Here is a 25077-nt window from a genome sequence, read left to right on the forward strand (position 1 = left end):
CTCCTCGTTAATCTCCGAGATTAGTGGCCCGCATGAGATCAGGGGTGTGCGCCCACGTGTTTCTCCCCGTCTTTCCGCATGGTCCTGTGCATGACGACACGCGGAGCCAGCTCAATGCCCAGCGCGCGCTCACGCTCGACCAGTGCCGTCAGCTCGGGCCCCCACTCCGCGCGGGGCAGTACGGCGAAGCCCCGGCGGGCGTACCAGGGGGCGTTCCACGGGACGTCCCGGAACGTCGTCAGCGTCACCGCCGTCGTGACGGCGGCCGCCGCGTCGCACACCGCCTCCAGCAGGCGGGTGCCGACGCCCTTCCTTCCGTGATCCGGATGTACGGCGAGCTGCTCAAGATGGACGAGGCCGTCGACGCGCCCGAGCATGGCGAAGCCCACCGGCGGATCGCCCGCGACGATCACTTGGCCTGGATCGTCGCACTCCTCGATCATCGTCGTGCCCGGCGGGAACACGATGCCGAGGGGGGCGAACATCTCGTCCGCCGCGAGCTCGATCTCCGCCAGGCCGGCCAGCTCGTCATGCCGCGCCCACCTGATCACCCGATCCACTATGCCGCGCGACGATGCGGTTCGCATGCCGTGACGCCACCCCGGGGCCGGGAACAACCCGTGTCACGCGTACCCGGGAAGTCCGCTATTCTTCTACCTGTCGCCGCGGCAAGCGGAAGACACGGCAGGTTGCCCGAGTGGCCAAAGGGAGCGGTCTGTAAAACCGTCGGCTCAGCCTACCCAGGTTCGAACCCTGGACCTGCCACACCAGCATGAAGAGCCCCTGACCAGCAGAGATGCCGGTCGGGGGCTTCGTTCCCGGCCCGTGACTGACCGCGATTCCCCGCTGTTCCCGTGAGATCTGGCACGCATCTGGCACGCGATCATGCCGCTAGCTCTCGCGCGACGCGCACGCTTCCTCCTCAGCCACCCCGGAAGCTCCGGCTTGGAACCGCGATCATCCTGGAGCCGGAGTGCCCCCGCCGGAGGCATCTGGGTGTGTGGCGGGTGACCAGTAGAGGGGACGGTGGATGCCGAGTTTTCGTGTGCTGAACGGGGAGAGGGTCATCGGGGTGACCCATCCTTGCCGTGTGAGTGCCATCTGAGCGGGGAGTGGGGTGGCGGGGTAGACCTCGATACCTCTCGTCCAGTTCATGAGCATGCCTTCGGTCCCTTCCAGGTCGACCATGATGATCGATATGGGGTGTCCGTCAGTGGCCCAGGTGTTCCAGATTGCCCATCCTTCGGGTCGAGCCTCGACTCCCAGGCGGGCGCAGATTTGGGAGTAGGTGCCTTCCATGCCTATGGGTATGGCTTGCGGCTGGAGAATGACGGTTCCGGCGAGCTTCATGGTAGGTAGTTCGGGGTCGATGCATCCGTCCCCGTCGAAGTGGTAGTGGCGGATATGGCGGGCTACCTCGTTGACCGCTCGCTGGAGCGGCGTGAACTCTAAGGGGTCATCGCCGTAGGTGAGCCACCCCTCGTCTGCTGCCGCGTTGACTATCTCGCGCGTCAGGTGCTCGATGTGGCGAAGATACTCAGGCTCGCTGAGTTCTGCTCGGACCATTCCGGCAGTGTCGCATCGGGCTCTGAGTTTCGGCATCCGAGTTATTGCAGGACGGTTGATGGAGCTGGAGCCGCTCTAAGTGAACGGAAGGGTTCGGCTGGCATGCGGCGGGGTGGCGCTGGAGTCGGCGAGTGCGTTGTGTGCGGCGAGCGCGCGGTGCGGCTACGGCCCGGGGCGCCGCCGGCCGGGACCGGCGCCCACGCCGCACGCCCGGCCGGCGGGCGGCGGAGGGCCGAGTACGGCGGCGCGCCGCGCCGCCGCTTGATGTCCCAGATCATGACGGCGGCTGTGAACAACGACCTCATCAAGGCGACGTCGTGCCGTGGCGTGCGGCTTCCCAGAATGCCTGAGACGGAGCCGCACATTCTCACGAGGGAAGAAGTCGCCCGGCTGACTGCGGCGATGCGGGAACCCCACGGCCTGATCGTGCAGCTCCTCGCTTACGGTGGCCTCCGCATCGGCGAGGCGTTCGCACTGCGGCGTCGACATGTTCAGCTCGATAAGGGGTGCCTCATCGTCGCGGAATCTCTGGCGGGGATCGCGGGCAAGCACATCTTCGACACGCCCAAGTCACACCAGCGGCGGGAGATCACACTTCCCGGCTTCGTGATCTCGGCGCTGCGCTCTCACTTCGGCCGGCTCCCGGAAGACTCTGACGCTCTCCCCTTCACGGGAGGACGGGTAAGGCCCTCCACTACAACGCCTGGCGGCGATGGCACTTCGATCCGGCTGTCGAGACGGCGGGCCTGGACGACGTCACGCCTCATGATCTCCGTGCGACGCACTCCACCTGGGTTGCTGATCGGCACGGCGTCATGGCGGTGGCTCGTCGTCTCGGCCACTCCAATGCAAGCGTGACCACTCGGCACTACGCGCGAGCCGTGGAAGGGCGGGATAGAGAGATCGCGGATGGTTTCGACATCGAGCATGGCACGGGGAGCGGTTCGCAGGACCGGGTGGCACGTGTGTGACATGAAGAGGACGACGAGGATCCGCCGAGCGTGCTTTCCCTTGCCTGACCAGGCAGGATGCGAACCCGGGGGAGCGAACGGCACGGCATCTGTAAAACCGTCGGCTCAGCCTACCCAGGTTCGAACCCTGGACCTGCCACACCAGCATGAAGAGCCCCTGACCAGCAGAGATGCGGGTCGGGGGCTTCTTCGTTGCTTGTTCCGTGAGTATCCCTGATTCCCCGTGTTTGCCCCCGGCTTAGGGCACGCCTGGGGCGCGCGATCGGGGGTCTTCCTGCGCGGACGATCAGGCTTCCACCTCAGTCGGCCACGGTCTCGGCTGACGTGCGGGCGATCATCCCGGAGCCGAGGCCCCCGCCGGAGGTATGCGATCGACCGCGTCGAATTATTGGCGCATACTGCGCTGGTTCCTTCGTCTCTGAGGGGTGGTCGATGTTCGGGCTGGCGGAGCTGGTGCTGATCGTGTTGGAAGTGGCCGTACTGTTTGCGGTCGTCTACTTCGCGGTACGGCTCGCGCTGCGGCATGACCGGAAGAGGAACGGCGGTCAGTAGGCCGTCACGTGGTCGGCGACGCGGCGCTGTGAGCGGCGAGTGTGTGGGTTACGGCGAGGTAGGCGTGCGGCGGGTGGCCCCGAGCCAGTCGCTGCCGGCCGGGACCGGCCCCCAGGCCGCATGCCCGGACGGCGAGCGGGCGACGGGCCGTAGTGCGGTGGCGCAACTCAGGTTCAACCGGTCGTCGCAACGCTGCTGCTCAGCAGCAAGTCGAGATGCTCGCTGAAAGCCTCAGCCGGTGTTCTCCATCCCAGGGTCTTTCGGGTCTGGTGTCACGGAAGAGTCGCTGAGCATCAGCGAGGCGCGCGATGCGGTGAATTCCCTGGTCACTGACATGACGGGTGTCGAACGCCCGAGATGCCCGCCGAACCGTGTCGGATGGGCCTTCGCCGATGCGGTCCTGGGCGGAGGGGTCCCCAGGGTGTGGCGCGGCCTTGACAGGTGACGGCGCCAGGCGTTGTATTCAACCAATGCGTTGATAAACCGATTGGTTGAGAAGGTGAGCCGGCATGCTCCTGGAGAACAAGGTCGCGGTGGTGTACGGCGGCGGCGGTTCGATCGGCGGGGCCGCCGCGCGGGCGTTCGCCCGCGAGGGGGCCCGCGTCTACCTCGCCGGGCGCACCCCGTCGTCGCTCGACAAGGTGGCCGGCGAGATCCGCGCCGCGGGCGGCGCGGCCGAGACGGCCCGGGTCGACGCGCTGGACGAGCGGGCGGTCGACGCCTTCGCCGACGCGGTCGCCGAGCGGGCGGGCGGTATTGACATCTCGTTCAACGTCATCGCGGTGGGGGACGTGCAGAGGCCGCTCGCCGAGATCTCGGCCGAGGAGTTCCTCCGGCCCGTCCAGATCGCCACGCGGACGCAGTTCCTCACCACCAGGGCCGCCGTGCGGCACATGACCGGGCGCCGTTCGGGGGTGATCCTGATGTTCGGGGGAGGGGGCCCGCAGACGCTTCCAGGGCTGGGCGGCTTCAAGGTCGCGCTGGACGCCGTGGAGAGCATGCGCCGGCAGTGGGCGTGCGAGGTCGGCGCGCACGGCATCCGCGTGATCACCCTGGTCACGGGCGGCGTGCCCGAGACCATCCCCGACGGCTTCCCGGGAAAGGACGAGATCGCCGGCGGGCTGCGGGAGGCGACCCTGCTCGGGCGGACGGCGACCCTGGCCGACGTGGGGGACGTCGCCGCGTTCGTGGCCTCCGACCGGGCGCGCACCATGACCTCCGCGACCGTCAACATCTCCTGCGGCGCGATCGTGGACCACTAGACGCACCGCCTGGCCGGGCCGGCCCGCCCGGCGGCCATGGCAGGCTGGTCGCCACTGCCCACAGCGCCCACCCCGGCCGACCGAGGACCGAAAGACCGACGAGGATGCCCGACGACCAGCTCAGCCTCATCTTCGCCGCGCTCGCCGATCCGACGCGACGGGCGATCCTCGCCCGGCTGGCGGACGGCGAGGCGACGGTCAACGAACTGGCCGAGCCATTCGACATGAGCCTCCAGGCCGTCTCCAAGCACCTCAAGGTGCTCGAACGGGCCGGGCTGATCAGCCGCGGCCGCGAGGCGCAGTGGCGGCCCTGCCGCCTGGAGGCGGCCCCGCTCGCAAGCGCGTCGGACTGGATCCAGCGGTACCGTGACTGCTGGACCGACCAGTTCGACCGGCTCGAGCGGGAAATCAGGAAGATCCAGCGCGGGCAGGAAGGACGGGACGATGGCTGACACCGAATTCGTGGTCGAGCCGGGCCGGCAGGACGTGGTCATGACGCGGGTCTTCGACGCCCCCCGCGACGTGGTGTTCCGCGCGGTCACCGACCCGGACCTCATCCCGAGCTGGTGGGGGCCCCGCTTCCTCACCACCAGGGTCGATCGCATGGAGGTCAGGCCGGGCGGCCTCTGGCGGTTCGTCAACACCGACGCCCGGGGCGGGGAGTACGGCTTCCGCGGCGTCTACCACGACGTGCTGGCGCCTGAACGCATCGTGCGCACCTGGGAGTTCGAAGGGGCCCCGGACGATGTGGCGCTGGAGACGGTCACCCTGGAGGACCTCGGCGGCCGGACGAGGTACGTCGCCCGGTCGGTGCACCCCACCGTCGAGGCCCGCGACGCCGTCATCCGCGGCGGCGGCCCCGAGGGTGGCCGTCAATCCATGGATCGCCTCGCCGACCTGCTCGCCACTCTCGGCCGGCCGCCCGCGTGAGCGTCCGCTGACGACAGAAATGACGCGTCCCTTGACTCGAGCTCCGGAGATTGGTCAGGTGGCCGGGAGGAGTCTCACCTCCCGGCCACCCGACCACCAGGGTGAGCGGCGGGCGTCTTCGGTCTTGCTCAGCAGCAGGACTTACCCGCGCTGACATTCTGCTTTTCGGCGTCGTCGGTGGCGCAGCAGACGGACTCAGCCTCCTTGGTGAGGGTGTCGGCGTCGGCCTTGACCACGTAGACCTCCCAGGGCTCGTTCCCGGGACCGTGGACCCACACCTTGTCCTGAAGGGCGTAACAGCAGGTGGTGTCGTTCTCCTCGAAGGTGGCCAGGCCGGCCTCCCTCAGGCGCTCGGTCGCCGCCGTCACCTGATCCGTCTCCTCCACCTCGACGCCCAGGTGGTCCATCCGGGTCTCCTCCCCCTCCTCGCCCTCCAGGAGGACCAGCTTGAGCGGAGGCTCGGCGATGGCGAAGTTGGCGTAACCAGGCCGCCGCTTGGCAGGCTCGACGCCGAACAACTTCGAGTAGAAGGCGATTGAGCCTTCCAGGTCGGCGACGCGCAGAGCGAGTTGAACACGGGACATGGGTGTCCTCCCTTGGCCGTGGAGCGGGCGGGCGGCCGTAGCCCATGCCCGCCTGCTTCGATGAACTTCTAATCAACAGATACCCGGAGTTTGTGCCACTGCCTAGACCTGTGTCAAATTAGAGACATGTCGAAGCAAGTGTTGCCAATCCTCGACGCAGGCATGGATGTGTCCGGCGCGGCATGCTGCGCACCACTGGTGTGCGAGCCGTTGTCGGAGAGCGAGGCCGCTGAGCTGGCCCCGTTGTTCAAGGCCATCGCCGACCCCGTACGGCTACGCCTGCTGTCGTTGATCGCCTGCCACGAAGGCGGCGAGACCTGCGTCTGCGACCTGACGGCGGCCTTCGACCTCACCCCGCCGACCATCAGCCACCACCTCAAGGTGCTCAAGCAAGCCGGGCTGATCGACTCCGAGCGCCGGGGCACCTGGGTCTACTACTGGATCAACCCCGCCGTCCTGGCCCGCATGTCGGCCCTGATCGGCCCGGCGTCGCCCGCCCTCGCCGGTACGGCGTGACCACGGGCATCGGACGGCGGGCGTTCGCCGAGTTCCTGGGCACCGGCCTGCTCGTCGCCGTGGTGATCGGGTCAGGTGTCATGGCCGTGCGCCTGTCACAGGACGTCGGGGTACAACTCCTGGCCAACAGCGCGGCCACCGCGGCGGCTCTGCCGGTCATCATCATCCTGGTCGGGCCGATCTCCGGTGCGCATCTCAACCCGGTCGTCTCCCTGGTCGACTGGCTGCTCGGACGCCGCGACCGGAGCGGGCTGACCGCCCGCGAGGCGGCCGCTTACCTGCCCGCCCAGGTCGCCGGGGGGATCGCCGGGGCACTGCTGGCCAACCTCATGTTCGCCCTGCCGCCCGTGACCGCCTCCACGCACGTCCGGTCGGGCCCGTCGCTGTGGCTCGGCGAGGTCGTCGCCACCGCCGGCCTGGTCGCGCTGATCGTCGCCCTGTCCCGGCAGGGCCGCGCGCATCTGGCCCCGCCGCTGGTCGGCGCGTACATCGGGGCGGCGTACTGGTTCACCAGCTCCACGAGCTTCGCCAACCCCGCAGTGACGATCGCCCGCGGCTTCTCCGACACCTTCGCCGGGATCGCCCCGTCCTCCATTCCCGCGTTTGTGGCCGCCCAACTGCTCGGCGCCCTCGTCGGAACGGTCATCGCCGTCGCCCTGTACCCCGCATCCGGCCCGGCCGGAGCCGACGCCCGCCAGGACGACGGGGACCATGACGTCGTCGTACCGCACTCGTCCTGATCACCGCTGCTCACCCGTCAAGGAGCCCCACGTGTCCGACGTCCCCGAGGTGCTGTTCGTCTGCGTGCACAACGCCGGACGCTCCCAGATGGCCGCCGCTCTGCTCGATCACCACGCCGCCGGTCGGGTACGAGTCCGGTCCGCCGGATCGGCGCCGGCCGACACCATCAACCCCGCGGTCATCGGTGTCATGGAGGAGCTGGGTCTCGACCTGTCGAAGGAGTTCCCCAAGCCGTTGACCACCGAGGCCGTCCAGGCCGCCGACGTGGTCATCACCATGGGCTGTGGTGACGCCTGCCCGATCTTCCCCGGCAAGCGCTACCTCGATTGGCAGCTCGACGACCCCGCAGGCAAGCCCGTGGACCAGGTCCGCCCGATCCGCGACGAGATCGACCGCCGCGTCCGCGACCTGCTCGCCGAGCTCTACTAGAGAAACGTCATCTCGGACCGGTCCGGCATCCGCTGGGCTGGTTTCTGGTTCTTCCGCTAGAACACTTCATCGTTTATCGTCGATTAACGATGAATGAGGGAACGAGGCCGCTCGACCGGGCCACCGCCGCCGAATACGCCAGTTGGTTCAAGGCCCTGGCCGATGCCACGCGCATCCAGATCGTGACCCTGCTCGCCCGCGCCCAGACGTCCATGGCGGTCAAAGAGATCGTGGAGGCCGTCGAGATCGGGCAATCGACCGTCTCCGCGCACCTGAAGGTGCTGGCCGACGTGGGGTTCGTGTTGGTCGAGCATCGTGGGACGGCCAGCCTCTACCGGATCAACGACGCCTGCGTGGAGTGCTTCCCCACCGCCGCCGACGTCGTCATGGGCCGCCCCGTTCCCGCCTCGCCGCCCCCGTCCTGCTGAACGGAGCAACCATGTCCGAACGCGCCGAGTCCGCCGTCGAGCAGATCAGAGCCGATGTCGTCACCCGTTACGGCGAGCTCGCCAAAGCGGCACGGGAGGGACGACAGGTGGTCGACTGTGAGCCGCAGGAGTTCACCGGCGGCTGCTTCGGCGCCGCCGGCTACGACGACACCACCGGCCTGCCAGAAGGAGCCCTCAGAGCAAGCCTGGGATGCGGCAACCCGATTGCTGTCGCCGACCTGCGGCCTGGCGAGGTGGTCCTTGATCTGGGATCGGGTGGAGGCATCGACGTCCTGCTGTCAGCGCGCAGGGTCGGCCCGACCGGCAAGGCGTACGGCCTGGACGCCGCCCCCGAGATGATCGAACTGGCCAGGGCCAACGCCACCGAGGCCGGAGCGACCAACGTCGAGTTCGTGCACGGCCACATCGAAGACATCCCGCTCCCGGATGCCAGCGTGGACGTCATCATCTCCAATTGCGTCATCAACCTGTCCGCAGACAAACCCCGTGTGCTCACCGAGGCATTCCGCGTGCTCAAGCCCGGCGGCAGGCTTGGCATCTCCGATGTCATCGCCGACGACGGACTCGACTCCACCCAGCGCGCCCGAGCCGAACACCTCGTCGGCTGCTCGGTCGGCACCCTTACAGAGACCGAGTACCGCGCCATGCTCGCAAAGGCCGGATTCACCACGTACACGATCACACGCACCCATGCCGCGACCGGCGGATTGCATTCGGCTATCGTCCAGGCGGTCAAGCCCACCACCACGAGTCGCAGCACCGTAGCGAGCGTCTGACCGCTGATCGTGCCTATAAGGATCAAGGGTGGCGGCCTGGGGGCCGGTCCCGGCCGGCGGCAGCTCGGGCCGCTTGGTGCTGCTTCCGGCCCCATCGGGAGAGCGCGCGGATGACGGCCGAAATGTCCTCGGGCCTGGCCCTGCGGATGGCGTGCACCCCGAGGATGAGCGTGCGGTCCTGACACGAGCATGTCCGGGCAACAGCACTCCAGCGCCTACGCCTCGCTGCTCTCCCAGGCGTGACCGTGCGCGGGCAGCCGGAGCGTGAAGGTCGAACCGCCGCCGTCGGCCTGGGGCCACCTCGCCTGTGCTCATCTGCCGGCCAAGAGTTCCTGACAACTTCCTGACATTGCTCGACCATCCTCTCCGGCATGAGCAACCGAACCGACCGGCGCGTGTCCGCACGGCACGCCACCGCGCTTTCCGTCGCCGCCCTCGCCTGCGGCCTCCTCACCGCCTGTGGCGCCGCCGAGGCGGCGAGCGGCCCCGGCACCCCCGCTCCCGTCCCGGCAGGCCACGTGTCAGCCACCCGACCGGCGGCGGCGCAGGCCGAGCCCAAGCCGGCCCATGCCGCGAAGTCCCGCCCGCAGCTGCGCCTCGACAGCTCCGAGGCCGAGGTGCGGAAGTTCCGCGAGGCGTACGCCGGCTGCCTGAGGAAGCACAGCATGCCGAGCAAGGGGACCTGGTCCAGGGCGGCGGAGAGGTCCGCGCGGGCCGCCTGCGAGCACCTGCGGCCGCTGCTGCCGCCGGAGCTCGACCCGGCCAAGAACCCGAACTACGCCAAGAGCGTCCGCATCGAGGCCAAGTGCCTGCAGGACCACGGCTTCGACGTCCACCTCTTCAAGGTGGACGGCCCCGCCAAGTTCGGCTGGCGGTACGCGAGCATTCCCGGGCCCGAAGTCGACATCTCCAAGATTCAGGACGAGTGCCGCGTGAAGGCATACGGCGGCGGCCGCGCGCTCCGGCCCGGGCCGCAGTAACAACCCGGCGCGGGGCGGCGGGCGGCACCCGCCGCCCCGCGTCACTGCCGGACGTACCGCAGCCTGAGGGTGTCGGCGTGCCCGGACCAGCGCAACGTCACGTGCCAGCAGCCCGCCTTCGGCAGGTCGACGCCCGACGGACCGGGACCGCCCGGCACCTCACGCATGACAGGCGTGCCCGAGCCGTCCAGGCGCGCCTCGATCAGCAGGGGATCCCCGTTCTGGGACACCCGCGACACCCAGAGGATCTTGTTGCCGCGATCCTTGCCCGGCGGCGACAGCAACGGATTTCCGAACACCACGGCCGCGATGTCGCCCCGGTCCCCCATGACGTACGGCACCGCCTGGTCGGGCGGCTGGAACCCCGTACGGGCCCAGGTGGGAAGGGGAGCCGGCGACAACCGGTCAGGGCATCCGCCGGACGGCTGCTCGGCACACCCCACCAGCAGGGAACAGGCCAGGGGCACTGTCAGAGCGGCGCGAAGCATGGCGGCTCCCGTCACGAGGGCGTACGTGGTCGCTACCTCTACACCGCCGACCCCCTCACAGGTTCCGGCCCCGCCGGCACGACGCGCCCGCCCCCGTCGAGGACGCCCCCGTCGAGGACGCCCCCGTCGTGGCGGTCGCCTTCCGTGGCGGCCGAGGGTGCAAACGACTGCTTGGACCTTTCAACACTACGCGGCACACTTGCGGCGTGACCGAGCTTTCCTCCCAACTTGTCCATCAGACAGCGCGTCCTCTTCGCCGTCTCGTGGCCAGCATCATCGATGCAGTCGTCCTCATACTCCTCACCGCCATCGTCGCGACCTTCATCCCGGACTCCTTGGCGCTCGCCGACGACTCCTCGATTGCGAATCCCTGGGGCAGCAATCCCAGAGTCTGGGCGCTTGGCGCGGCTCAGATTCTTCTCGGGGTCTTGTACTTCGGCCTGGCACATGCCCGCTGGGGACAGACGATCGGCAAGCTGATGTTGAAGATCAAGGTCGTATCACTCTCCAGCGGCCGGACGCCGACACTCGGCCAGGCCGCGATTCGTGGACTCTTCTATCTCGGCGCACCCCTCGTCCCCCTCATCGGCTGGCTGCTCGCCCTGGTCGACCTCGCCTGGATGGGCCTGAACGGCAGTCGTCAGTGTCTCCACGACAAGCTCGTTCGGACGATCGTGATCGCGAAGCCCTGAAGAGAGCCTCCGGTTCCGAGATGCCACCGAGCCGGGGAGTGCGGGCCGCAGGCGGCTGGTGTGGAGCCCGCGCATGACTTCTGCCATCGACCCGGGCAAGCCCCCGGCAGACCAGCTCCTACGGCTCAAGCACGTCTGCGCCCCTTAGGTCCAGGGTTCGAATGATGCTTCGCCTGCCGATCGGAACAAGATCGCCGTCCGGCGTCCCGCGGTCGCCACGGCGTTTCAGTCGTCCAGGACCATCCACGGCAAGGGTGCTCTAGACATCGCGTATGCGCAGCAGCAGGCCGCCTGCGAGGAGCGCCGCGGCGGCCCACCCAGCGGTCACGCCAAGACCGGCCCACGGGCTGATGGGCAGGCTACGCAGATCGGTGGTGGCTTGGATCGCCAGCCCGGCGCTCGTGGGCCCGATCCGCTGGAGCAGACGCTGCCAGTTTGGATCGCCGATCGCCTGGGAGAGGATGGGGAGAAGGTAGAGCAGGCCCAGGACAACCCCCATACTGGCCGCGGAGTCCCGTACGACGGTGGCGACGCCGAGGCTGAGCAGGGCGATCAGGGCCAGGTAGAGGATGGATCCGACGGCCGCACGCAGCGTGGGCCCGTCGGCCAGGGACAGGGCCGGGTAGCCGCGGGCGGCGGTGAAACCCCGGCCGGGCAGGATGAGCCGCCCCGCCGCCAGCGCCCCGAGAACCGCAACGATCCCGGCCGCGGCCACGACGCCGGTAAGGGTGACGGCCTTGGCCGCGAGGACGGTGACCCGATGCGGCATCGCCGCCAGGGTGGTGCGGATGGCGCCCGAGCTGTACTCGCCGCTGATGACCAGCACGGCCAGGATGGCGACCGGCGCCTGGCCCAGCCCGACGCCGGTGAGGCTGAGTTTGGTCGGGTCGTCGCCGCAGCCGGCGGCGCCGCAGCTCATCACCGAGGTCACCGCGGCGCTCAGCGCCACGGTCGCCGTGATGGCGCCGAGCAGCAGCCACAGAGGGCCGGCGACGGTCCGTACCTTCGTCCACTCCGCGTGCAGTGCCGGTTTCATGCGTCCCTCCTGCGGAGAAGGACGGCTGCCACGGCCAGGCACACCGCCGCGTAGCCGGCCAGGACGGCGAACCCGGCCCACGGCGCCAGCGGGTAATAGCCGTTGTACGGCGTGGAGATGCTTGTGACCTGGTGGTACGGCACAAGCGTCTGCTGGACGGCGAAGGCCGCGGCCGGCGTCACCCGGGTCAGCCAGCTCGACGCGCCGGCGGGCAGAAACGGGATCTGCGCGACCAGGATGTAGGGCAGCGCGATGGCCACGACAACGGTGGTGACCGCCCCGGCACTGCGCCGGAGCATGGCGCCGACGGCCAGGGCCAGGATCGCGGCGGTCGCGAGCAGGGCCGCGGTCCCGACCTCGGCCCGGAGCAGGGCCGACGACGTCACCGGGAACAGGTACACGCCGTTGGCCTCCGCGAGCCTCTTGCCGAGTGGAATGGCGACGACCGATCCCGCCAGCCCGGCGACGAACGTGACGGCTCCCAGGACAATGGCCTTGGCCGCCAGCACCCGGCTTCGTCTTGGGCTGGCGGCCAGGGTGACGTAGATCATGTCGTCCCGGTATTCGGCGGTGACGAACTGCGTGCCCACGACGATCACCGCGATCAGCGCGGCGAACGTGCCGGTGAGGATGTCCCCGATGGTGCCGCCCGTGGGGAGGGTCTCGCGTACGGCGGGTGCTATGTCGCCGGCTCCGGTCACTGTGACGCTGCCGCCGGAGTCCGTGAACGAACCCGGCGCGTTCGCCGGGTAGCCGGAGAAGGTGCGTGACTCGGGCCCCACCTGGCCACCCTTCCAGTGACCGCCGAGCCAGCCTCCCTGAACACGGAGGTTCCCGAAGACGGCCGTGGCCACGCTGGGGACGGTGCCGAAGCCCTGCACGGAAGGCGGAGAGGCGACGAAGAGCCCACCTTGCACGGTCGATCCGAGCCCGTCCACGTGAACGGTGCCCACCATGGTCCAGTGGGTGCCGTCGGCGGATTCATAGCCGGTGACCGCGTCGCCGGAGCGGTCCAGCCGCAGCCAGCGTGGAGACGCTGCGGATACGGCGCCGGGCAGGCCGGCCCTGTCGTTGACGTAGTCGTCCTGCATCCGCACGCCGTGGCTGCCGGTGACCATGATCGCCGCGTAGGGCGATCCCTGGCGGGTGCTCTCCTTGATGATGATCCCGGCCTTCGCCCACGGCACGATGCCGGGCCGCAGGCCCGCGCGATCCGAGGAGATGCCGCCCCTGAGCGCGGCGACCGAGACCGTGATGCTTCCGTTCCCGCCCAGCGGCCGGTGCACGAAGTAGAAGCTGTCGGTGACCGGCTCACCACCGGGCCCGATCGGAACGGCCGGCAAGCCGTGCTGATCGCTGCCGGCCCCGGCGAGCAGGGCGACCAGCACCATCATCACCGCCGCGGCCACCATGCCGAGCACCCAGCCCCGTACGGTGCGGAACTTGGTCCACTCCGTACGGAGCAACTGGGGAAAGCCGTCCCGCCCGGCCGGCTGGGCCGATCGGTACCGCGTCATGGTGGGGGTCACCGCGACACCTCCGCGGGCGTCGCGGCGTGGAACTCGACAGCGTCGCGGGTGAGCTCCAGGTAGGCCTCCTCCAGAGTGGCGCGATACGCCGATACTTCGGAAAACGGGACCGCGCTGTCGCGCAGCAGCGTCACGACACGATCCGGAGGCAGGCCGGAGACGGCAACGGCGTCCGGGTCGGCGGCCGTCACGGTCGCGCCGGCACGCGCGAGCACTCTCATCGCGTCTGCACGAGACGTGGTGCGCAGGGCCACCCGGTTCCGGGACGCGGCCGTGATCAGACCGGCCACGCTGGTGTCGGCGACGACCTTGCCGCGCCCGGCCACGACGAGATGATGGGCCGTGTCCTGCAGTTCGCTCATCAGGTGGCTGGACACGAACACGGCACGGCCCTGAGCGGCCAGGGACCGCAGGAAACCCCGCATCCAGATGATGCCTTCCGGGTCCATGCCGTTGAACGGCTCGTCGAGCATGATGATCGGCGGGTCACCCAGCAGGGCCGCGGCGATCCCGAGCCGTTGCCGCATGCCGAGCGAGTAGCCTCCCGCCTTGCGCCTGGCCGCCGAGGTCAGGCCGACCTGCTCGATCACCTGGTCCACCCGCCGCGCTGACAGGCCCTGCGAATGCGCCAGCCAGAGCAGGTGGTTGCGAGCGCTCCGGCTGGGGTGGAGCGCCGCCGCGTCCAGCAGTGAGCCGACGTGGTTCAGGGGCTGCCGAAGGCTTCGGTACGGCTTCCCCTCGATCAGCGCGGTGCCCTCCTCCACGGCGTTCAGGCCCAGGATCACTCGCATCGTGGTCGACTTCCCGGCCCCGTTCGGCCCTGCGAAGCCGGTCACCAGCCCCGGATGGACGGAAAAGGACATGCCGTCGAGGGCTTGGGTCACCCCGTACCGCTTGCGCAGCCCGGTGACGGCGATCGCTGGGGCGCTCATCGGGGTGAGCAGCCGGGTCGATGTGGTCTCATGCGGGTAGATGTACACACCGCCCGGTTCCAGCCCGGTCGCAGCCGCTGCGACCCGGTTGGAACCTGCGACCTGGCATCGTTGCGTACGTGACACGTCGAACCGGCGGCCCGCGCCGCCGCCTTCCTCGCGCGACCGGCGGTGATCCGCTGTGAGGGTCCTGGTGGTCGAGGACTTCGAGGTGCTGGCCCGCTCCATCGGCACCGGGCTGCGCCGCGAGAGCATGGCCGTCGATGTCGTGCTTGACGGGATCGATGCCCTCGACCGCTTGAACGCCACCCGCTACGACGTGGTCATCCTCGACCGGGACCTGCCTGGCGTCGGCGGTGACGACATCTGCCGTCGACTGGCCGCCGCCCGCTCCGGCACCCGCGTGCTGATGCTGACCGCGGCCGGCACGATCGAGGACCGCGTCGAAGGGCTCAGCCTCGGCGCGGACGACTACCTGCCCAAGCCGTTCGCCTTCGCCGAACTGGTCGCCCGTGTCCGGGCCCTGGCCCGCCGGGCCACCCCGCCGATTCCTCCCACCCTCTCCTGCGGGGACATCACCCTCGACCCGGCTCGCCGGGCGGCGTTCCGCGTCGGCCGGCGCCTTGAACTCAGCCCGAAGGAATTCGCGCTGCTCGAATGCCTGCTCGCCTCACCCGGCATGGTCCTTCCCGCCGAGGAACTACTCGAACGGGTCTGGGACGAAGCGGCCGACCCCTTCACGTCCGCGGTCAAGCACACCATGCACCGGCTGCGAGCCAAGCTCGGCGACCCACCCGTGATCGAGACCATCCGCGAAGGCGGCTACCGGATCGGGCCACCATGACGGACTCCCAGCCACTCCCCGGGCGGTCCCTGCAGGCCCGGCTCACGCTCTTCTACGCCATGGGGATCTTCATCGCCGGGCTTGTCGTGCTCGTGATCGTCGAGGTGCCGCTCGCCGGCGTCAAGTCGTCCACTCCCGTCGGCAGTCCGCCCTCAGGCGCGATCACCGGAACCGGGAACGGGATCGGTCCGCACCAGCTCCTTGCCGGCTCCGCCGTCGCGCTCGCCATCCTCATCCCCGTCGCCCTCGCGGCCGGCTGGTTCGTCGCCGGCCGTTTCCTCAGGCCCCTGCGGGCCATCACCACCACCGCCAGGGCCATCTCCGCCGGAAACCTCCACCAGCGCCTCAACCTGGGCGAGCCCGCTGACGAGCTGACCGAGCTGGGCCGCATCCTCGACGAGCTGTTCGCCCGCCTCGAAGCCTCCTTCGAAGCCCAGCGGCACTTCGTCGCCAACGCCTCCCACGAGCTGCGCACCCCTCTCGCCGGCCTGCGGACCCTCCTCGAAGTCGCCCTCGCCGACCCCGATGCCGACGCCGGCACCCTGCGCTCGGCCTGCCAGGAGGCCCTGGCTCTCGGCGGACACCAGGAGCGGCTCGTCCAGGCACTGCTCGCGCTGGCCGGCAGCGAGCGCGGTGTCACCCGCTGGGACACCGTCGACCTCGCCCGCGTCGTCGAGGGAGTGCTCGCCTCCCGCCGCGACCAGGCGACACAGAAAGGCATCGGCCTTGCCGTACACCTGACGCCCGCGGTGACGGCCGGGGACCCGAGACTGATCGAAAGCCTCGTCACCAACCTCGTCGACAACGCCGTCCGTCACAACCACCCAGGCGGGCACGTCCAGATCACCACGCAGACCTCCGGCACGCGGGCGACCCTTACGGTCGCCAACAGCGGGCCGGTCGTCCCCGGCCGGCAGATCCAGCGACTCTTCGAACCCTTCCAGAGGCTGGCGCCCGATCGTGACAGCCGCCGCGAGGGCTACGGTCTCGGCCTCGCCATCGTCAACGCGGTCGCCCAGGCTCATCACGCCACCCTCACCGCCGGCGCACGCCCCGAAGGCGGCCTGACCGTCACCGTACGGTTCGCGCACGCGGCCCCACCGAACCTCGGGAGGTGAACCCGCTGCTGTCAGGCGGTGTATCCCAGCACCAAGGCGGCGATCACCGGGCCCATGTACAGCAGTGGGTAGACGACGGTCGAGTACGAGCGCGCCCGGAGCACGGTGACGACGGCTCCGGCGAAGTACAGCACCAGCCCGATCCCGGCCAAGAGGCCGACGACCGGCACGAACAGGCCGGCCAGCAACCCCACGGACCCCGCGGCCTTGGCCGCGCCGAGCCAGGTCCACCACGAGCGGGGGACGCCGTAGTCCGTCAGCGGCTTCACGACCCACTCGGCGCGGCGAAGGAGCGAGAAGGCGGAGAAACCCACCCAGAGGGCGGCCAGGACGGTGACGACGGTGGCGGTGGTGGACATGGGAACACTCCCTAGCTGGTGCCTTCTTGTGACACCGATCCTGGGAGCCCCTGTTGATAGATCCGCGATGCGTCCACGATGCGTGGCTTCACAACGGCTGCCTGGTCTTACCCGCCTTTCCGGCGCTCACGGACACTCGGCGACAGCCTCCGGACGGCCGGGCACGGCTGGTGACGCCGTTCAGCGTCGGGAGCCGTGCCGGGCCTTCGACTCATACCGGTCGGGGAACCGGAACAACAACAGGACCAGCCCGAGGAAGCCGATGACGGCCGCGACGACGATGAAGATCAGAGACAGAGGGAAGGAGTCGCCCGGCTGGGGGGCGACGCCTGGTTGCTTGTCCTGAGGCGGCGCCTGCTGAGCCGGTTGGGGCTGCGAAGACGCGGCCCGCTGAGCCGGATTCAGCGGCACCAGTTGGTCCACCAGCTCTCTGGCCGCCTGCTGGGGCTCGGCCTGGCCGGCCGCCTCCAACCGCTTCTGGTCGAGCGCCGCGGTGACGGTGGTCAACGCCTGCCGCGCCGCGGGGTCGACCGCGGCATTGACCAGGACGATCAGCGTGCGCTCGGGCAGCACGTCGTCGAGCAGATCCGAAGGCTGGTAACCGTCGACGCCGAGGTCTTCGGGCGCGATCACGACCTTGGCGGCCTTCTGACCCATCTCCCGGGGCAGCTCCTGGGCGGGCGCACGGCGCAGTTTCACCTCCGGGTAGCGCCGCAGCAGCGCGTCCGCGAGCCCCTCGCCGAAGCTGTCCCGTACGAGAACGACGTCGTCAGCGGAGGGATGCTTGAGCACGCTTTCCAGCTTGTCGGCTTTGACCTGGCCGGGGTCGAACATCAGGACGTCCCGGCTGACCGACGGCAGGGACGCGAGCTGGGACAGGCCCCAGCCCCGCAGCTCGGCCCGGAGCCGCTCCCGGAAGTCGTCGGGACGCGTGCCGTCGAAGCGGCCCTGCGTCATGAATTCCAGCGTGTCGAGGTCGTACGCGACGGTGACAGCCGGGCCCTGAGGGAAGCGCATCTTGTCGATCACCTGGACGGCTGCTTCGAAGCCCGCCCGCCGGAGCGTCTCCGCCACGACCTCCGCGACGAACCGGTCCTTGCCCCCGGCGGAGGCTTGGACGACGACGGGCTGGGCCGGTGGGGCGACGGTGCTCTGAGCCGGAGGGGCGTCGTCCTGGCCGACGGCATTCACGACCGCGACGGTGGAGACGCCGGCCAGGGCGATGCCCAGCACCGTTCCCACCACGGTCATGACGAGCTGGGTGCGCCTGTTCCACGTGGACCATTTCCACCGGGCAGGGCCAGGCTCCTCGTCGTCGGCGTGCGGGGCCGCGCCGAAGCTGGCCGGGGGCTTGGCTGGGGGCTTGGCGGAGGGCTTGAGGGAAGAGGAGACCTGATAAGGCACCGTCGGCTCCGCGGTCCCGCCACCGGTTCCGCGAACGTCCGTCCCGCCACCGGTTCCGCGAACGTCCGTCCCGCCACCGGTTCCGCGAACGTCCGTCCCGCGAAGATCCGCTCCCCGGACGTCCGATCGCGGCGTCGCGACCGTCAAGGCCGTGTCCGGCCCAACGTCCCGCCCAACGGCCGGCCCGGGGGCTCGCGCCAGATCCGGCTCGGGCTCCTGCTCCGGCGACGGGAAACAGGCACGCTCGATCAGATCGAGAATCGTGAGGCGGTCCGCCTGGGCGAACGACAACGGCGCCGTCTGCTCGCTCAGCCGCCCGATCACGTCCGCCGGCTCGACGCCGGGCCAGGTGAGCATGTCGAGGCAGGCCCGCGCCCGGCCCTCGTCGCGGGGGATCTGCACCCCGCGCCCCCAGCTCACCGCGTGCGCCCCTTCGGGCGCGTGCCGGGCGAAGAACAGCCTGATCTTGTGCTCCGCCGTGCTGCTGGCCCAGGTCGACGCCGTAAGCCTCGTCCGCAGCCCGTACGGCATGAGCGCGGCGACGGCGTCCAGGAACCGCAACCGCTGGGGCATCTCGACCCCTTCGGCGCCCACGACGCACACGGGCCGTCCGGTCATCAGCAGAGCCGCGGCGGACATCGCGTCCGGCCCCGGCGACGCCGCCTTCGGGTCGAGCTCCGGCACATCCACGGTCAGCGGAGGGCCCGGCGTGACCGGAAGCCTCGCGAAGGCGCCATAAAGAGTCTCGTACGACACCCGGTGCTCGATCAGCTGCTCGTACGGCACGAAGAACCAGCGGGTGTAGGCGACCTTGCGGTTGGTGCCGTCCCGGTGCCCGGACCACTCCTGGATGGCCAGCACCACGTGCCGGGAGACCCGCCCCTGCTCCTTGGTCGCCGCTCCCGCGATCGTCACCTGGGGCAGCTCGGGGGAGGCGCCGGTCGCGTAGCGGCTCCTGATCTCCTCGAACACCTCCGAGCCGAGCCGCCCGTCGCTCCATGACAGCAGCTCGTAGTCGTCGTAGCTGCCGGGCTCCTTCCCTTCGAGCGCCCATTCGAAGGAGATCTTCCGTACGGTGTCGCCGTTCATCGGGAGGGCTCCGCACGAGGCTCGCCGGCGGTGAGTCGCTCTCCGAGCCACAGCATGGGCTCCACCACGTTGATCGGGTGGACCTGACCCCGGATGCGCAGGTCCTCACCCTCGTCCTCGGGCAGCAGGTTCTGGTAGTCGTGCCAGTCGAAGGACTTCGTGCGGGGGTCGACGTAGAACCCGATCGACGAGGTGACGAAGAACTTGATGCGGTCGCGGTGGAAGAACTTGTCGAGGGCGTTGAGGACCATGTCCGCGTTGCCGCTCGCCGACACCTCGCACAGCTCGCGGAACAGCTCCCGGGCGTCCTCGCTGCTCACCCGGGGGAAGCCGTACGGGTCGTCCGGATTGGCGGACAGCAGCCGCCGCTTCTCGGCCGTCTCCAGCACACGGGGGTCGTCGAACTTGGTGACGCACACCGCGATGTGGTGGGGGAGCTTGCCGTCCCTGAAGTCGTCGGAGCCGAGCATCCGCTCCGCCAGCCGGGTGAGCGGCGCGTGCAGGTGATCGAAGGCGTCGCCGACCTCGAACTCCCGGATCGGGTCGAAGAGGAAGACGACCCCCCGGCTGTCGACCAGGTTGTCGAGCAGCTCCCGCCTGCGCAGGTCCGCCTGCCCGTCGGGAGTGGAGCCCGGCCGCCGCCGGCCCGCGCTGAACAGACCGCCGGGTGCGTCGATCATGCTGATCCCGATGCGCGGCGGCGTGGCGGGCCGCGGCCTGCGGCTCCATCGCGCGTCTGGAGGCTCGGCGGGCCCGATCAGCGTCCAGTGGTAGCGCTCCAGCGCCGTGCTCGCCTCGGGGAAGATCTTGCCGAGCGACAGCGCGCTCGTCTTCTCGATCAGATAGTCGGATGAGGCGGGATCCGATCCGACGATCTTCCAGTCGTCGTTCCTGCGCGTCAACGCGATGAACAGGGCGGCCAGCAGCGTGGTCTTGCCGCTGCCCGGCGCGCCCCACATGGCGATGTTGTGGCCGGGACGCGCCGGAGCGGGGTCAGCGGTCATGCGAGGGTGTCACTCCGTCTCGTCGATCAGGGGGAACGGGACGCGACCGGCGGCGGGCGCGGTCAGTCCGAGGCCGGCGGCCAGCCCGCGCAGGTCGAGGGCGTTCAGATGTGCCAGCGTTCTCGCGCCGAGGCGGCGCCACACCGGATGCGCCTGCTCGGCGGGCTGGTCGCAGATCGCGCCGAAAGCCGCGCCCGGCAGGTGCTCCAGGTGGCCGAGCAGCACCTCCCAGTCGTGCCGGTGCGGGCAGGGCAGGATCCGCGACCGGTCCGCGCGAGCCGGGTGTGGCGGCCGGTCGCCCACGGTGAGCAGGACGACCTGCGCCGCGCCGTCCGGGTCGAGCCGCCGCGCCACCGCCTCCAGCATGTCCTCGACCTGCGCCGCGTGCGGGTGGTACGGGTATCCCTGAGTGATCGCCCCGCGTTCCTCCAGCACGCGCAGGGCGTCCAGGGCCTGATCGGCGGTGGCCTGCCACGCGGCGACCTCCACCGGCCGGTCCTTGGCCGACCGGTCGAAGGAGTGCGCTCCATAGGCCACGAGGGAGACCCGCAACAGGTCGGCCAGCTCGCCGGACAGGTACGTGATGACCTGGTGCGCGCGGCTCAGCCGCTCGGCCACCTTGGCGTCGGCGCCGCAGACCTCCACGGCGCAGATCAGATGGGCGGGGCCCGCCGGAGGCGGCAGCCGTGAGGGCACGGACTGGACGAGCTCGGCCCACCCGCGCGGATCCGGGGCCAGCTCGGGCAGTCCGGTGAAGGTGACCCGGCCGGGACGCACCAGCTCGGCCGTGACCTCGTAGCGCCCGGGAGGCAGGCGGGCCGACCGCACCGACAGCAGCCGCGGCTCACGGCCCTGCCAGGTGACCACGGCGAACGCGGTGCCGTACTCGTCTCCGGGTTCGCAGCGGACGGTGACGTCGGTCCGCGTGCGGGGGCGCGTCCCGATGGGGAACAGCGGGGTGGTCGCGAGCACCAGCCGCCCGGTCACCGGATCGGGCCGCATGACCACCAGGTCGTACGACTGTGAGAGCGGGTCGTCGGCGAGGACGTCCCTGACGAGTGTGGTGACGGGGACGTCCACCGTGAACGTGGGCGCGGCATACGCCTCCTGCAGCCATTCCAGCGCCCGGCCGGCCTCTGGCCCGTCGGGGAAGGAGCACACGACGATCACCTCGCCGGTGGCGGCGTCGGCCGCGCTCAGCACGGCCTGGCGGGCGTCCTCGCCCCGGTTCGGCTCGACCGTCAGATCCGTCCAGGCGACCGACCAGCGTCGGCCGCGCGGGACGCCGTTGTCGTCTCGATGGATCTTGAAGGTGGTGAGGCCGTCGGCGGCGAGCTCCACCACGGTGAGGCGGGCGGTGCCGGTGAGCCCGGCCACGCCCCGGGCGACGGCCTTACGGAGCAGGTCCTTGTCGGGCTCCGACACGGGAGATCCTCCGGTGTATGTCGTATCCGTTACGGCCTGTCCTTAATATCCGTAAATGGAGGCAACGATCGAAATAGGACCAAAGTCGCAAGTGTCTGCTTCTGGTCGAGTCATCAGGGTGATTCTTGCCAATTCCACGACATCTGACATGGGACAACTACGATAGCCCGGGTTGGGCGCGTTTTGCGACGTTCCAATGTAGACACTAAAGGGTGGAGCCCCATTGCGAGGAGAAACATGAGACGCTTTCTGATTGCGCTGTCCGGGGCACGACCGGAGGTCCTGGAACGTTGCCCGACCGAGTACGGCAAGTTCGAGGGCATCGGCGGCGCCGTTCTCACCACGAGCGTCCTCGCGGCCATCTCGATGATGTTCGCCCTGTTCAGCGCGCTCGGGGTCAACATCGTCCTCGCCGTCCTCGCCGGGCTCGTGTGGGGCCTGGCGATTCTCAGCCTTGACCGGTGGCTGGTCGGCACGATCAGGGCGGACGCGCCGCACCGCTGGCGGCTGGCCGCTCCCCGTATTCTCATGGCGGTGCTGCTCGGCGTCGTGATCTCCACCCCGCTGGTCCTCCAGATCTTCAAGTCGGAAATCGACGCCCAGATAGTCCTCATCAAGCAGAGGCGTGCGGACACGTTCACAACGCAGCAGAAACTGGGCGCGGTCGGTAAGGACGTCGACCAGCTCCGCGGGGAGGTCGCGGCCCTCGAGAAGGTCGTCTCCTCGGGGGGCGATGTGCCCGTCAACCCGGAACAGGACCCGAAGATCCAGGCCCTGACCTCGGAGCGGAAGGCCGATCAGAAGCTGGCCGACAAGCACTACAAGGAATGGCAGTGCCAGCTCTACGGGGGGCCGACCTGTCCGAAGAAGGGCGACGGCCCGCTCGCCCAGGACAGCCGGAGCGCGTACGAGAAGAACAAGCACCGCATCGACCAGCTCAACCGCCAGATCGAGGGCCGCAAGAAGGAGCTGACCGCCAACGACGAGCAGGCCAAGCAGACCCGTCTCGCCGGCGCCAAGGAGGACCTGCCGAAGGCGCGGGCGCGACTCGACGCCAAGCTGAGGCAGCAGTCCGACCTGCAGAAGTCCTTCGACGCCGAAAACGTGACCATGGACGGGTTGCTGATCCGGCTCCAGGCGCTCAACGAGGTCACCGGCAAGGACGCGACCCTCAGCGCCGCCCGGGTCCTGCTGTTCCTGCTCTTCCTCGTCATCGAGTGCCTGCCGGTGACGGTCAAGCTGATGCTGCGGCCGGGCAACTACGAGAAGGTGCTCGCCCTCGCGGAGCAGCACGAGTTCCGCGACGCGCGGGGCAGCTTCAACTCGCACTCCATGAGCCGGCCACCCACGCCTGGCTCCGCCCCGCCCGGCTCCGGCAACCTGTGGCGAATCTGGTCCCGCCAGGGCGACTCGGGACCCCAGGGCACCACCCGGATGCCCGAGCCTGGCCGGCCGTCGTACCAGGGGCCGACGGGCACCCGGCCCGAGCCGGTGGACCACGGTGACGACTACGGCTCGCAGGAGGACGACGTGCTGCGCCGGATGCAGGACACCCGGACCGTACGGTTCCCCGGAGCGGGCGGCGAGCGCCCCGGCGGGGTCGAACTGCTCCCCGACGACGAGTACTGATGCCGGCGACGACTGACGGCACATCGCTCAGGGGCGATCATCCATGACGACCATCCATGACGAACTGCGATGACGAGCTCCGAGGCGCCGGGCATGACGGGACGCATGATCAGGAACCGCTACGAACTGCTGTCGCGCGTCGGGCAGGGCGGCATGGGCACCGTGTGGCTCGCCGGTGACACGGTCCTCGGGCGCACGGTCGCCCTCAAGGAGATCACGCTGTCGCCGTACGGGGAGGACGTCGCCGTCCAGAAGGAGAGGGCCCTGCGGGAGGCGCGCGCCGCCGCCCGGATCAGGCACCCGGCGATCGTCCACATCTACGACGTGTTCGAGGAGCAGGGCTCGCCGTGGATCGTCATGGCCTACATCGAGGGTGATTCGCTGGAAAGCCGGATCGAACAGCACGTGCTGTCCCCGCGGGAGATCGCCCGGGTCGGACGGCAGGTGCTGGACGGGCTGACGGCCGCGCATGCCGTGAATGTGCTGCACCGGGACGTCAAGCCCGCCAACATCCTGGTCGGACGGGAGGGCGGGGTCGTCCTGGTGGACTTCGGCATCGCCCAGATCTCCGGGGAGAGCGGCCTCACCTCGCGGAACCTGCTGCTGGGAACGCTGGAGTTCATGGCGCCGGAACGGATCAACGGGCACACGCCGGACGGGGCATGCGACCTGTGGTCGCTCGGGATCACCTTCTTCCACGCGCTGGAGGGCTACTCGCCCTTCCGGCGCGGCAACTATCCCGCGACCCTGCACGCCATCGTCGCGGAGAGCCCACCCGCGCCACGGCGGGCCGGGCCGCTGTCGGACGTGATCGACGGACTGCTGGAGAAGGACCCCGCCCGGAGGATGACCGCGGCGGAACTGGACCTGAGGCTTCGGGCGATCCTCGAACCGGCGCCTCGGCCGGCGCCGCGCCGGGTGGACCCCCAGCCGTCCCCTCGGGTGGCGCCAAAGCCGGCACCGCGCCGGGTGGACGCCGAGCCGCCGCCTCGGGTGGCGCCAAAACCGGCGCCGCGCGTTCAGGTGAGGCGTGAGCCCGATGACTCGCGGCGCGCCGACTCCCCGGTTGCCTCGACAATGCCGGTCCGGTCTCGTCTGCCCGCTCCGCCGTCTCCGTCCGCTACGCCCCCTCCGCCCGCTCTGTCGGCTCTGTCGGTCGAGGAGGTCCGCAGGGCCGGGCCGGTGGCGGGTGGCCGCTTGCTGCTCGCGCAGCCACGGCGGCGTGCCGCGTCGCTGCTCGCCGCGATCGAGCCGAACGTGGCCGGTCCGCTGCTGGACGGCATGGCCGCCGACCCCTCTCGGGCGGTCGAGGCGCTGACCCTCGTGCCGCCTTCGCGGGCGGGACGGATGCTCGATCACATGACCGCCGAGGGAGCGGCCGAGTTGATGCGAGTGATGTCCCCCAGTGAGGGAGCGGGCATTCTGGCGTACACCGGGGAGCGCGTCGCCGCAGGAATCCTCGGCGCGCTCGGCGTGAGCTCCACCGCGATCCGCCTGGTCGAGGCGATGACCCTGCAGCGCGCGTGCCGGGTGCTCGAATACACGCCGCCGGCCGTCCTCGCCGCACTGCTGGCCGCGTCGTCGGACGGCCGCGCCGGCCGCCTCCTCAACGGGCTCAGCCGGCCCGTCCGGGCCCAGATCGCCCGGCTGACGCCGGAGACGTGATCGCGCGCCGGATGCGGAGGGTACGGGGGACACGGGTGGTTCGGGCCGTGGAAGCGGGGCCGGCTTCATCCCGCGAATGCCGCCGAGCGGGTGACCCCATCTTGCGG

27 protein-coding genes and 2 tRNA genes are annotated in these 25077 nt (G+C 69.9%); 18 read left to right on the forward strand and 11 right to left on the reverse strand.

Features of this window, described 5'->3' with window-relative positions; translation table 11 throughout:
- Window positions 1–38: 38 nt before the first annotated feature.
- The gene (locus tag AB0B72_RS17870) at window positions 39–551 is read right to left on the reverse strand and encodes a GNAT family N-acetyltransferase (RefSeq protein WP_367739896.1); all 513 of its coding nucleotides are present in this window, start codon (window positions 549–551) and stop codon (window positions 39–41) included.
- Window positions 552–683: 132 nt separating this feature from the next.
- On the opposite strand from AB0B72_RS17870, the gene AB0B72_RS17875 reads away from it, so the two are divergent.
- Window positions 684–765 (forward strand) — tRNA-Tyr (locus AB0B72_RS17875).
- A 192-nt stretch (window positions 766–957) separates the two neighbouring features.
- Here the strand turns inward: AB0B72_RS17875 and AB0B72_RS17880 are convergent.
- Window positions 958–1566, reverse strand: coding sequence for a hypothetical protein (locus AB0B72_RS17880; protein WP_367739897.1), 609 nt, complete (start codon window positions 1564–1566; stop codon window positions 958–960).
- Between the two features lie 288 nt (window positions 1567–1854).
- Between AB0B72_RS17880 and AB0B72_RS17885 the strand changes: the two genes are divergently transcribed.
- The 6 genes from AB0B72_RS17885 (at window position 1855) to AB0B72_RS17910 (ending at window position 5281) form a co-directional block, all read left to right on the forward strand.
- Entirely contained in the window at window positions 1855–2424 is a 570-nt protein-coding gene (locus AB0B72_RS17885; protein WP_367739898.1) for a hypothetical protein, read from the forward strand.
- Window positions 2313–2537: a tyrosine-type recombinase/integrase gene (locus AB0B72_RS17890; RefSeq protein ID WP_367740040.1), complete on the forward strand. Its 225-nt coding sequence runs from the start codon at window positions 2313–2315 to the stop codon at window positions 2535–2537. The genes AB0B72_RS17885 and AB0B72_RS17890 overlap by 112 nt, the downstream gene beginning before the upstream one ends.
- Before the next feature lie 51 nt (window positions 2538–2588).
- Window positions 2589–2676: transfer RNA gene (locus AB0B72_RS17895), tRNA-OTHER, on the forward strand.
- 922 nt (window positions 2677–3598) lie between these two features.
- Window positions 3599–4351 carry an SDR family NAD(P)-dependent oxidoreductase gene (locus AB0B72_RS17900; protein WP_367739899.1) on the forward strand — a complete coding sequence of 251 codons (753 nt, stop codon included), beginning with the start codon at window positions 3599–3601 and terminating at the stop codon, window positions 4349–4351.
- Window positions 4352–4455: 104 nt separating this feature from the next.
- Window positions 4456–4803 (forward strand): ArsR/SmtB family transcription factor, encoded by a 348-nt coding sequence (locus tag AB0B72_RS17905; protein ID WP_367739900.1) that lies wholly within the window; start codon window positions 4456–4458, stop codon window positions 4801–4803.
- Window positions 4796–5281: an SRPBCC family protein gene (locus AB0B72_RS17910; RefSeq protein WP_367739901.1), complete on the forward strand. Its 486-nt coding sequence runs from the start codon at window positions 4796–4798 to the stop codon at window positions 5279–5281. Before AB0B72_RS17905 ends, AB0B72_RS17910 begins: the two co-directional genes overlap by 8 nt.
- A 128-nt stretch (window positions 5282–5409) precedes the next feature.
- Here the strand turns inward: AB0B72_RS17910 and AB0B72_RS17915 are convergent, their stop codons facing one another.
- A complete protein-coding gene (locus AB0B72_RS17915; RefSeq protein WP_367739902.1) occupies window positions 5410–5865 on the reverse strand; it encodes an ArsI/CadI family heavy metal resistance metalloenzyme in 456 nt (151 codons plus the stop codon).
- Between the two features lie 126 nt (window positions 5866–5991).
- On the opposite strand from AB0B72_RS17915, the gene AB0B72_RS17920 reads away from it, so the two are divergent.
- From AB0B72_RS17920 to AB0B72_RS17945, 6 genes are all read left to right on the forward strand, one after another.
- On the forward strand, window positions 5992–6381 hold the full coding sequence (locus AB0B72_RS17920) for an ArsR/SmtB family transcription factor (protein ID WP_367739903.1): 390 nt from the start codon (window positions 5992–5994) through the stop codon (window positions 6379–6381).
- Entirely contained in the window at window positions 6378–7121 is a 744-nt protein-coding gene (locus AB0B72_RS17925) for an aquaporin (RefSeq protein WP_367739904.1), read from the forward strand. The genes AB0B72_RS17920 and AB0B72_RS17925 overlap by 4 nt, the downstream gene beginning before the upstream one ends.
- Before the next feature lie 31 nt (window positions 7122–7152).
- The gene (locus AB0B72_RS17930; RefSeq protein WP_367739905.1) at window positions 7153–7551 is read left to right on the forward strand and encodes an arsenate reductase ArsC; all 399 of its coding nucleotides are present in this window, start codon (window positions 7153–7155) and stop codon (window positions 7549–7551) included.
- 89 nt (window positions 7552–7640) lie between these two features.
- Window positions 7641–7979 carry an ArsR/SmtB family transcription factor gene (locus AB0B72_RS17935; RefSeq protein WP_367739906.1) on the forward strand — a complete coding sequence of 113 codons (339 nt, stop codon included), beginning with the start codon at window positions 7641–7643 and terminating at the stop codon, window positions 7977–7979.
- Between the two features lie 11 nt (window positions 7980–7990).
- The gene (gene arsM, locus AB0B72_RS17940; RefSeq protein ID WP_367739907.1) at window positions 7991–8776 is read left to right on the forward strand and encodes an arsenite methyltransferase; all 786 of its coding nucleotides are present in this window, start codon (window positions 7991–7993) and stop codon (window positions 8774–8776) included.
- A gap of 371 nt (window positions 8777–9147) precedes the next feature.
- Window positions 9148–9756: a hypothetical protein gene (locus AB0B72_RS17945; RefSeq protein ID WP_367739908.1), complete on the forward strand. Its 609-nt coding sequence runs from the start codon at window positions 9148–9150 to the stop codon at window positions 9754–9756.
- A gap of 41 nt (window positions 9757–9797) precedes the next feature.
- Here AB0B72_RS17945 and AB0B72_RS17950 read toward each other — a convergent pair whose 3' ends face one another.
- Window positions 9798–10244 (reverse strand): hypothetical protein, encoded by a 447-nt coding sequence (locus tag AB0B72_RS17950; RefSeq protein WP_367739909.1) that lies wholly within the window; start codon window positions 10242–10244, stop codon window positions 9798–9800.
- 206 nt (window positions 10245–10450) lie between these two features.
- On the opposite strand from AB0B72_RS17950, the gene AB0B72_RS17955 reads away from it, so the two are divergent.
- Window positions 10451–10936, forward strand: a complete 486-nt coding sequence (locus tag AB0B72_RS17955) for an RDD family protein (protein WP_367739910.1) — start codon at window positions 10451–10453, stop codon at window positions 10934–10936.
- Window positions 10937–11195: 259 nt separating this feature from the next.
- On the opposite strand, the gene AB0B72_RS17960 is transcribed toward AB0B72_RS17955, so the two are convergent.
- From AB0B72_RS17960 to AB0B72_RS17970, 3 genes are read right to left on the reverse strand one after another with little or no spacing between them, the layout of a single operon-like run.
- Window positions 11196–11972, reverse strand: coding sequence for an ABC transporter permease subunit (locus AB0B72_RS17960; protein ID WP_367739911.1), 777 nt, complete (start codon window positions 11970–11972; stop codon window positions 11196–11198).
- Window positions 11969–13501 (reverse strand): ABC transporter permease subunit, encoded by a 1533-nt coding sequence (locus AB0B72_RS17965; protein WP_367739912.1) that lies wholly within the window; start codon window positions 13499–13501, stop codon window positions 11969–11971. Before AB0B72_RS17965 ends, AB0B72_RS17960 begins: the two co-directional genes overlap by 4 nt.
- Window positions 13498–14433 carry an ATP-binding cassette domain-containing protein gene (locus AB0B72_RS17970; RefSeq protein ID WP_367739913.1) on the reverse strand — a complete coding sequence of 312 codons (936 nt, stop codon included), beginning with the start codon at window positions 14431–14433 and terminating at the stop codon, window positions 13498–13500. The genes AB0B72_RS17965 and AB0B72_RS17970 overlap by 4 nt, the downstream gene beginning before the upstream one ends.
- 181 nt (window positions 14434–14614) lie before the next feature.
- On the opposite strand from AB0B72_RS17970, the gene AB0B72_RS17975 reads away from it, so the two are divergent.
- Together AB0B72_RS17975 and AB0B72_RS17980 are read left to right on the forward strand one after the other, a co-directional pair.
- Complete coding sequence (locus AB0B72_RS17975) at window positions 14615–15277, forward strand: response regulator transcription factor (RefSeq protein ID WP_367739914.1); 663 nt, start codon at window positions 14615–14617, stop codon at window positions 15275–15277.
- Window positions 15274–16395 carry a sensor histidine kinase gene (locus AB0B72_RS17980; protein ID WP_367739915.1) on the forward strand — a complete coding sequence of 374 codons (1122 nt, stop codon included), beginning with the start codon at window positions 15274–15276 and terminating at the stop codon, window positions 16393–16395. Before AB0B72_RS17975 ends, AB0B72_RS17980 begins: the two co-directional genes overlap by 4 nt.
- 11 nt (window positions 16396–16406) lie before the next feature.
- Here the strand turns inward: AB0B72_RS17980 and AB0B72_RS17985 are convergent, their stop codons facing one another.
- From AB0B72_RS17985 to AB0B72_RS18000, 4 genes are all read right to left on the reverse strand, one after another.
- Complete coding sequence (locus tag AB0B72_RS17985; protein ID WP_367739916.1) at window positions 16407–16754, reverse strand: DoxX family protein; 348 nt, start codon at window positions 16752–16754, stop codon at window positions 16407–16409.
- 180 nt (window positions 16755–16934) lie between these two features.
- Complete coding sequence (locus tag AB0B72_RS17990; RefSeq protein WP_367739917.1) at window positions 16935–19247, reverse strand: hypothetical protein; 2313 nt, start codon at window positions 19245–19247, stop codon at window positions 16935–16937.
- Window positions 19244–20251 carry a hypothetical protein gene (locus AB0B72_RS17995; protein WP_367739918.1) on the reverse strand — a complete coding sequence of 336 codons (1008 nt, stop codon included), beginning with the start codon at window positions 20249–20251 and terminating at the stop codon, window positions 19244–19246. Before AB0B72_RS17995 ends, AB0B72_RS17990 begins: the two co-directional genes overlap by 4 nt.
- 9 nt (window positions 20252–20260) lie before the next feature.
- Window positions 20261–21676 (reverse strand): hypothetical protein, encoded by a 1416-nt coding sequence (locus AB0B72_RS18000; RefSeq protein ID WP_367739919.1) that lies wholly within the window; start codon window positions 21674–21676, stop codon window positions 20261–20263.
- Between the two features lie 237 nt (window positions 21677–21913).
- Here AB0B72_RS18000 and AB0B72_RS18005 point away from each other — a divergent pair, with 237 nt between their 5' ends.
- Together AB0B72_RS18005 and AB0B72_RS18010 are read left to right on the forward strand one after the other, a co-directional pair.
- Window positions 21914–23305: a DUF4407 domain-containing protein gene (locus AB0B72_RS18005; RefSeq protein WP_367739920.1), complete on the forward strand. Its 1392-nt coding sequence runs from the start codon at window positions 21914–21916 to the stop codon at window positions 23303–23305.
- 93 nt (window positions 23306–23398) lie between these two features.
- Complete coding sequence (locus tag AB0B72_RS18010; protein WP_367739921.1) at window positions 23399–24970, forward strand: protein kinase; 1572 nt, start codon at window positions 23399–23401, stop codon at window positions 24968–24970.
- The last annotated feature ends 107 nt before the right edge of the window (window positions 24971–25077 follow it).

Source organism: Microbispora sp. NPDC049125, from assembly GCF_040802045.1.
Classification (GTDB): Bacteria; Actinomycetota; Actinomycetes; order Streptosporangiales; family Streptosporangiaceae; genus Microbispora.

Coding starts and splice junctions, on each gene's coding strand:
- AB0B72_RS17880 (WP_367739897.1), bottom strand. CDS start 1,566: ATGGTCCGAGCAGAACTCAGCGAGCCTGAGTATCTTCGCCACATCGAG.
- AB0B72_RS17900 (WP_367739899.1), top strand. CDS start 3,599: ATGCTCCTGGAGAACAAGGTCGCGGTGGTGTACGGCGGCGGCGGTTCG.
- AB0B72_RS17905 (WP_367739900.1), top strand. CDS start 4,456: ATGCCCGACGACCAGCTCAGCCTCATCTTCGCCGCGCTCGCCGATCCG.
- AB0B72_RS17910 (WP_367739901.1), top strand. CDS start 4,796: ATGGCTGACACCGAATTCGTGGTCGAGCCGGGCCGGCAGGACGTGGTC.
- AB0B72_RS17915 (WP_367739902.1), bottom strand. CDS start 5,865: ATGTCCCGTGTTCAACTCGCTCTGCGCGTCGCCGACCTGGAAGGCTCA.
- AB0B72_RS17920 (WP_367739903.1), top strand. CDS start 5,992: ATGTCGAAGCAAGTGTTGCCAATCCTCGACGCAGGCATGGATGTGTCC.
- AB0B72_RS17935 (WP_367739906.1), top strand. CDS start 7,641: ATGAATGAGGGAACGAGGCCGCTCGACCGGGCCACCGCCGCCGAATAC.
- arsM (WP_367739907.1), top strand. CDS start 7,991: ATGTCCGAACGCGCCGAGTCCGCCGTCGAGCAGATCAGAGCCGATGTC.
- AB0B72_RS17945 (WP_367739908.1), top strand. CDS start 9,148: ATGAGCAACCGAACCGACCGGCGCGTGTCCGCACGGCACGCCACCGCG.
- AB0B72_RS17950 (WP_367739909.1), bottom strand. CDS start 10,244: ATGCTTCGCGCCGCTCTGACAGTGCCCCTGGCCTGTTCCCTGCTGGTG.
- AB0B72_RS17960 (WP_367739911.1), bottom strand. CDS start 11,972: ATGAAACCGGCACTGCACGCGGAGTGGACGAAGGTACGGACCGTCGCC.
- AB0B72_RS17970 (WP_367739913.1), bottom strand. CDS start 14,433: ATGAGCGCCCCAGCGATCGCCGTCACCGGGCTGCGCAAGCGGTACGGG.
- AB0B72_RS17980 (WP_367739915.1), top strand. CDS start 15,274: ATGACGGACTCCCAGCCACTCCCCGGGCGGTCCCTGCAGGCCCGGCTC.
- AB0B72_RS17985 (WP_367739916.1), bottom strand. CDS start 16,754: ATGTCCACCACCGCCACCGTCGTCACCGTCCTGGCCGCCCTCTGGGTG.
- AB0B72_RS17990 (WP_367739917.1), bottom strand. CDS start 19,247: ATGAACGGCGACACCGTACGGAAGATCTCCTTCGAATGGGCGCTCGAA.
- AB0B72_RS17995 (WP_367739918.1), bottom strand. CDS start 20,251: ATGACCGCTGACCCCGCTCCGGCGCGTCCCGGCCACAACATCGCCATG.
- AB0B72_RS18005 (WP_367739920.1), top strand. CDS start 21,914: ATGAGACGCTTTCTGATTGCGCTGTCCGGGGCACGACCGGAGGTCCTG.
- AB0B72_RS18010 (WP_367739921.1), top strand. CDS start 23,399: ATGACGGGACGCATGATCAGGAACCGCTACGAACTGCTGTCGCGCGTC.